This is a genomic window from Streptococcus saliviloxodontae, from assembly GCF_016908655.1.
Lineage (GTDB): Bacteria > Bacillota > Bacilli > Lactobacillales > Streptococcaceae > Streptococcus > Streptococcus saliviloxodontae.
In genome coordinates, this window is record NZ_JAFBEI010000012.1 from 44,709 (window position 1) to 53,017 (window position 8,309).

The 8,309-nt window shown below is 43.0% G+C and carries 3 protein-coding genes; all 3 read right to left on the bottom strand.

Translation table 11 applies throughout. The annotated features are described in order from the left end of the window. Positions 1-129: 129 nt before the first annotated feature. Entirely contained in the window at positions 130-885 is a 756-nt protein-coding gene (locus JOC31_RS03840; RefSeq protein ID WP_205016855.1) for an SseB family protein, read from the bottom strand. A gap of 3 nt (positions 886-888) precedes the next feature. Further along, a complete protein-coding gene (gene pnp, locus JOC31_RS03845) occupies positions 889-3,018 on the bottom strand; it encodes a polyribonucleotide nucleotidyltransferase (RefSeq protein ID WP_205016856.1) in 2,130 nt (709 codons plus the stop codon). Between the two features lie 252 nt (positions 3,019-3,270). Beyond that, the coding region (locus JOC31_RS09860; RefSeq protein ID WP_239551640.1) for a MucBP domain-containing protein at positions 3,271-8,309 on the bottom strand (5,039 nt) is incomplete at its 5' end.

Consider the following 8,309-nt stretch of genomic DNA (forward strand, 5'->3'; position numbering starts at 1 on the left):
AAGCTGAAAACCAACTCTGCCTTGACCAAAATAACACTATTTCTTTCGACAATACCATCTAAAATAGTCTCAGATACAAGATCATATCACTCTACTAAACTCACATTATTGTGCAACTAAGCGACTGGATCAACCTTCTAACTGTGTCCACTCGATCAGAGCTTGATCCTCATCAAAAGGATTTACCACCAAGCCAACTGTCTCGTCAATACCACTTTGACCTGACCCTGGTCGATAAATCTCCTGAGCTGTCCAGGTCAAGATAGCACCCTGAGCTTGTCTGAAAGGCAAGCCGAAATCAGAATTGTTGTACCATTTTCCAAAGCTCACTAGGTCCGTAAAAACGGGTACATAGCTGCGCTCATCCTGATTAGACATTGTTGGGAAAAGGCGATCATAAGAACCATCTTCATTAGGATGGATAAAAACTGGCACCAGGTAGGTCTTTTGCAACAAATCAGTCGCCTTATTATCCTCACTCAAAATGGTATTTAAGATTGTTGTGTAGGTATTGATAAACTGAATCAACTCACTAGATTTAAAAATCGTTGAATTAGCAAAATCTCCTGATTTTTTGATATTAAAGACAATACCATTCAAATTATGGGCGATAACTTCTTCAAGCACTTGCAATAATGTGCGCTGAACCCAGCTTTGTGACTTAGCTGACGGGTGCTGATGACGGAAATTATCCAAGTCATCCATGCTTGTGAAAACAGGAGTCACTTTTTGACCTTCCAAAGCAATCGCATAGGCTTGGTCACTCGCATAGACGGTATGGGTATGGATAGCATTGACTAGGGCCATACTTTCTAAAAAATTATCTGGCTCTGCGATAAAATGACGCAAGCGCATATCAAATTCACTGTTAAATGTTGTAACCATGACTTACTCTTTATTTTCTTTCGTTTCTGTTTGGACTGGACGTGGCAATAAGGCTTTCATAGAGGCATCTACACGACCCTTATCGTCAACCTTGATAACTTTGACATCAACTTCATCACCAATTTCAAGGACATCTTCCACCTTCTCGGTGCGTGTCCATGCCATTTCAGAGATATGAACAAGGGCATCTTTTTTATCAAAGAGGTTGACAAAGGCACCGAATTTCTCAATACGAACAACTTTAGCGTGATAAACCTCACCAACCTTAGCTTCACGAACTAGGCCAGCAATAATCTCTTTGGTACGGTCAATAGCTGCTTGATCGGAAGAAAAGATAGAGACGTTTCCTTCTTCGTCAATATCGATCTTAACACCAGTCTCTGCAATAATCTTATCAATCGTTTCACCACCTTTACCGATGACAACCTTGATTTTATCAACATCAATCTTAATAGTGTCAATCTTAGGCGCTGTTGGAGCTAATGCCAAACGTGGCTCAGCGATTGTTGCTTCAATGACATCAAGGATTTCAAAGCGTGCTTTTTTAGCCTGAGAAAGAGCTTCTTCTAAAATCTGCGGGGTAATTCCTGCAATTTTGATATCCATTTGTAGGGCAGTAATCCCTTCACGAGTTCCTGCCACCTTAAAGTCCATATCACCAAAGTGATCTTCCAAACCTTGAATATCCGTCAATACTGTATAGTTAGTCCCATCTGAAATCAAGCCCATGGCAATTCCTGCAACAGGAGCCTTAATCGGCACACCACCAGCCATAAGGGCCAAAGTACCTGCGCAGATAGAGGCTTGAGAGGAAGACCCATTTGACTCTAACACTTCGGCCACCAAACGGATCGCATAAGGAAACTCTTCTAGACTAGGAAGTACCTGAGCCAAAGCGCGTTCGCCAAGAGCTCCGTGACCAATCTCACGGCGTCCTGCAGCTCCGTAACGACCTGTTTCTCCGACAGAATATTGTGGAAAATTGTAATGGTGTAAGAAGCGTTTTTTATATTCTGGATCAAGTCCGTCTACAATTTGTGTTTCGCTCATCGGTGCCAAGGTTAAGACTGATAAGGCCTGAGTCTGACCTCGAGTAAAGAGACCCGAACCATGAACTTTTGGCAAGAAATCAATCTCAGCTTCCAAAGGACGAATCTCATCAACACGTCGACCGTCAGGACGAATCTTATCCTCTGTAATCAGACGACGAACCTCTGCATGTTCCATTTGTTCCAAGATTTCAGCCACATCACGCATGATACGGTCATAGTCCTCATGGTCGGCATAACGCTCCTCGTAAACAGCTATCACTCCTTCTTTGACAGCTTCAGTCGCTGCTTCACGTGCTTTTTTCTCCTCAACCTGAACGGCTTTTTGGAGGTCGGTATTATAAGTTTCAACAATCTCAGCTTGAAGCTCTGCGTCAACCTGCAACAACTCAACCTCTGCTTTTTCTTTACCAACAGCCGCTACGATATCTTCTTGGAAGGCGATTAAGTCACGAATAGCTTCGTGACCTCTAAGAAGTGCTTCTAGCATGATGTCTTCTGATAACTCTTTAGCTCCAGATTCCACCATATTGATTGCTTCTTTAGTTCCTGCCACAGTCAATTCTAGTAATGAAGCTTCTTTTTCAGCAGCAGTTGGATTAATAATATAATCACCGTCTTTATAGGCTACCTGAACCCCTGCGATAGGTCCATTGAAAGGAATATCTGAGATGGAAAGAGCAAGCGAACTCCCAAACATAGCTGCCATAGGAGCGCTAGCATTTTCATCGTAAGACAGAACCGTATTGATAACCTGAACCTCATTACGAAAGCCTTCGTCAAACATTGGACGAATAGGACGGTCAATCAAACGAGCTGTCAAAGTTGCATCTGTTGATGGACGCCCCTCACGCTTGTTAAAACCACCTGGAAATTTACCTGCGGCATACATTTTCTCTTCATAATTAACTTGAAGCGGGAAAAAATCTCCTGTCGCCATCTTTTTGGACATAACAGCCGCTGTTAGTACCGTTGACTCTCCGTAGCGAACAACAACTGAACCGTTCGCTTGTTTGGCAACTTGACCGATTTCAACAACCAAGGGTCTTCCAGCAAAACTTGTTTCAAACGTTTGTTTAGACATGTAGCCACCTCTTAACTTTAAATTCGATACCTGTTTTTCTACAAAAATCAGCCTGACAATCTTGTTAAACTCATCTTTGCATAAAATCATGGTATCACTATCATTCTAACATATTTTAAAGGAATTGACACTCGGCCGACATGGAAAATAGCAGCAAGAATCTCCCCAAAGCCCCTTATTAAAAGGAATACTTCTTTCATTGACAACAAAAAAGAACCTGAGATTAACTCAGATTCTTAAATAGTCATTAGACTAACCTTGTTTTTTACGACGTTTAGAAGCAAATCCACCTAGTGCAGTAGCTGCTAAAATAGCCGAACCTACTAGGGTAACTACTGATTCTTCTTCACCAGTTGATGGCAAGCTTGCTTGATAGTTTGCCTTAGCTGGTGCTGGGGTTTGACTTGTCGTATTTGTCCAAGTTTTTTGTCCAAGTGCAACTGGTGTTGCTTGGGCTGGAGTCTCAGGAGAAGCAGGAGTTTCTGGCACTTGTGCAACAAGCTCACGATAAACGTAAGTTATAACTGTCGTTCCTTCAGAAACTTCTCCTTTCTCTGTTCCAACTGTTTTCTCAAGGACAAGTTCATATGTCTTACCGTTGAACTCGATAGTGCTTGGTTTATTGTCCGTTGTGTCGTAAGGTGTCTTAACATCACTTGTTGGTGTATCTGTCACTGGATCTTTGATCACATTTCCTGATTCATCAACATAGTGAACCACAACGTTACCTTTTGGTGTTTCAACTGGTGTTACTGGTGTTGCTTTGAGTTTGTAAACATAAGTAACTTCAGTTGTACCTTCTACGACTTCACCTGATTCCTGACCAATTGTCTTAGTTGGAACAAGTTCATAGGTCTTACCGTTGAACTCAATAGTACTTGGTTTGTTGTCCGTTGTGTCGTAAGGTGTCTTAACGTCACTTGTTGGTGTATCTGTCACTGGATCTTTGATCACATTGCCTGATTCATCAACATAGTGAACCACAACGTTACCTTTTGGTGTTTCAACTGGTGTTACTGGGGTTGCTTTGAGTTTGTAAACATAAGTAACTTCAGTTGTACCTTCTACAACTTCACCTGATTCCTGACCAATTGTCTTAGTTGGAACAAGTTCATAGGTCTTACCGTTGAACTCGATAGTGCTTGGTTTATTGTCCGTTGTGTCGTAAGGTGTCTTAACATCACTTGTTGGTGTATCTGTCACTTGATCTTTGATCACATTTCCTGATTCATCAACATAGTGAACCACTACGTTACCTTTTGGTGTTTCAACTGGCGTTACTGGCTCTTCTTTAAGTTTGTAAACATAAGTAACTTCAGTTGTACCTTCTACAACTTCACCTGATTCCTGACCAATTGTCTTAGTTGGAACAAGTTCATAGGTCTTACCGTTGAACTCGATAGTGCTTGGTTTATTGTCCGTTGTGTCGTAAGGTGTCTTAACATCACTTGTTGGTGTATCTGTTACTGGATCTTTGATCACATTTCCTGATTCATCAACATAGTGAACCACAACGTTACCTTTTGGTGTTTCAACTGGTGTTACTTTGAGTTTGTAAACATAAGTAACTTCAGTTGTACCTTCTACAACTTCACCTGATTCCTGACCAATTGTCTTAGTTGGAACAAGTTCATAGGTCTTACCGTTGAACTCGATAGTGCTTGGTTTATTGTCCGTTGTGTCGTAAGGTGTCTTAACATCACTTGTTGGTGTATCTGTTACTGGATCTTTGATCACATTTCCTGATTCATCAACATAGTGAACCACAACGTTACCTTTTGGTGTTTCAACTGGTGTTACTGGGGTTGCTTTTACCTTGTACTCGTAAGTAATCGTTTGGGTTGTTTCTGTTACTGTACCATCTGATGGTGCATCTCCATCGTTTGTACGAGTACGAACGAGTTCGTAAGTCACACCATCTTTTGTGATTTCAGCTGGCGCTTCATCGCTGTAGGCTTCGTCTACTGGTGCATCTGTCTTAACTGATTTGTCGTCTGCGATTTCAGTTTCTGTACCTTCAATCACGTAACGAGCTACGACGTTGCCTGTTGGTGTTGCTGGGGTTGCTTTTACCTTGTACTCGTAAGTGATCGTTTGGGTAGCTTCTGTAACAGTACCGTTGGCTGCCGCATCTCCATCGTTTGTACGAGTACGAACGAGTTCGTAAGTCACACCATCTTTTGTGATTTCAGCTGGCGCTTCATCGCTGTAGGCTTCGTCTACTGGCGCTTCGGTCTTAACTGATTTATCATCTGCGATTTCAGTTTCTGTACCTTCAATCACGTAACGAGCTACGACGTTGCCTGTTGGTGTTGCTGGCTCTTCTTTAAGTTTGTAGACGTAAGTGATTTCTGTTGTGCCTTCGACAACGTTTCCTTGCTCTTCAGCAGTTGTGTCTGCTGTGATAACTTTGCCATCTACAAGCTGTGTTTGGCCTGAAGCATCTTCTACAGCTGTACCAACGAGGACATATGTCTTGCCGTCAACTGTGATTTCGGCTGGTTTGTTATCAACTGCAGTGTCGTAAGCTACATCGGTCTTCTCTGTTGTGACAACTGGATTACCAACAACTTGGCCGTCGCTATCAACTTGACTGGTTGTCGTTGTTGTTTCAATCACAGTTTTGGCTGTGTCTTCAACGTCTGCTTGAAGGGTTTGACCATCTTCTGTCACATAGTGAACAACAACGTTACCTTCTTTAGTTACAGTGTCAACTTTTTCAGTTGTCTTAAGAACGTATTGGTAAGTAATCGTTTGGGTCTCTTCTGTAACAGTACCGTTAGTTGGCGCATCGCCGTCATTTTGACGAACTGGAGCTGTTGTTGAGAGGACATAGACTTTGCCATCTTTACCAGTGATTTCGGCCGGCGCTTCATCGCTGTAGGCTTCGTCTACTGGTGCATCTGTCTTAACTGATTTGTCGTCTGCGATTTCAGTTTCTGTACCTTCAATCACGTAACGAGCTACGACGTTGCCTGTTGGTGTTGCTGGCTCTTCTTTAAGTTTGTAAACATAAGTGATTTCTGTTGTACCTTCGACAACGTTGCCTTGCTCTTCAGCTGTTGTGTCTGCTGTGACAACTTTGCCATCTACAAGCTGTGTTTGGCCTGAAGCATCTTCTACAGCTGTACCAACGAGGACATATGTCTTACCGTCAACTGTGATTTCGGCTGGTTTGTTATCAACTGCAGTGTCGTAAGCTACATCGGTCTTCTCTGTTGTGACAACTGGATCACCAACAACTTGGCCATCGCTATCAACTTGACTGGTTGTCGTTGTTGTTTCAATCACAGTTTTGGCTGTGTCTTCAACGTCTGCTTGAAGGGTTTGACCATCTTCTGTCACATAGTGAACAACAACGTTACCTTCTTTAGTTACAGTGTCAACTTTTTCAGTTGTCTTAAGAACGTATTGGTAAGTGATTGTTTGTGTCTCTTCTGTAACAGTGCCGTTAGTTGGCGCATCGCCGTCATTTTGACGAACTGGAGCTGTTGTTGAGAGGACATAGACTTTGCCATCTTTACCAGTGATTTCGGCCGGTGCTTCATCGTTGTAGGCTTCGTCTACTGGCGCTTCGGTCTTAACTGATTTGTCGTCTGCGATTTCAGTTTCTGTACCTTCAATCACGTAACGAGCTACGACATTACCTGTTGGTGTTGCTGGCTCTTCTTTAAGTTTGTAAACGTAAGTGATTTCTGTTGTGCCTTCGACAACGTTGCCTTGCTCTTCAGCTGTTGTGTCTGCTGTGACAACTTTGCCATCTACAAGCTGTGTTTGGCCTGAAGCATCTTCTACAGCTGTACCAACGAGGACATATGTCTTGCCGTCAACTGTGATTTCGGCTGGTTTGTTATCAGCTGCAGTGTCGTAAGCTACATCGGTCTTCTCTGTTGTGACAACTGGATCACCAACAACTTGGCCGTCGCTATCAACTTGACTGGTTGTCGTTGTTGTTTCAATCACAGTTTTGGCTGTGTCTTCAACGTCTGCTTGAAGGGTTTGACCATCTTCTGTCACATAGTGAACAACAACGTTACCTTCTTTAGTTACAGTGTCAACTTTTTCAGTTGTCTTAAGAACGTATTGGTAAGTAATCGTTTGTGTCTCTTCTGTAACAGTACCGTTAGTTGGCGCATCGCCGTCATTTTGACGAACTGGAGCTGTTGTTGAGAGGACATAGACTTTGCCATCTTTACCAGTGATTTCAGCTGGCGCTTCATCGCTATAGGCTTCGTCTACTGGCGCATCTGTCTTAACTGATTTATCATCTGCGATTTCAGTTTCTGTACCTTCAATCACGTAACGAGCTACGACGTTGCCTGTTGGTGTTGCTGGCTCTTCTTTAAGTTTGTAGACGTAAGTGATTGATTTTGTACCTTCTGCCACCTCACCTGTAGCTGCGTCTGTACCGAATGTGAAGCCTGCATTGTTTGATGCAAGGGAGCCATCAGCGTTAACTGTACCTACCGTCGCTGCTGTTTCTTCTGCTACCAACTCATACGTTTTACCATCTTTAGTGATAGTTGCTGGACGTTCTACTGTCGCTGTTGAATCTACATCGCCTGCTGTTTCGGCTGTGTTGTAGGCTGTACCCACTGCAACTTCAGTTGAGTCTTTGTACTCTGTACCGATGACGTTACCTTCTGTATCAACGTAATTAACGACTACTGAACCTTTTGCCTCTTCCACCTTACGGTATTCGTAGGTCACATGTTGCTCACCCTCACGAAGAGTGCCTTCTTCAGCGTCAGAACCCGCTTTTACGCCAACCAATTCGTATTTCACACCATCTTTTTCGATGACAGTTGGTTTTTCTGTGCCATTTTCAGCGGTATTGTAAGGAACAGCATTACCATCCTTATCGCGGATATAGGCTGTTGGTGTGTCTGTGTAGGTATCTTGGAGCTTCGTATCTGTTCCTTGGATAACATAGTCCACAATCACACGACCTTTCGGTACTTCTGTGTATTCATAAGTGATGTCTTGAGTGCCTTCTTTGACAGTGCCAGCTGCTGGCGCATCACCATCGTTCGTACGAGTGCCTACTAACTCATAGCGCTTGCCATCTTTTTCAAGAGAAGCAGGTGCTTTGTCTGAATACTCTTCCCCAACCGGAGATTCTGGTTTCACCACTTTATCATCTACCAATTTTGTATCAGTGTTCACCAAGACATAATGCGCGTTAACCCTACCTTTTGGCTCTTCTTTAAGTTTGTAGACGTAAGTGATTTCTGTTGTGCCTTCGACAACGTTGCCTTGCTCTTCAGCTGTTGTGTCTGCTGTGACAACTT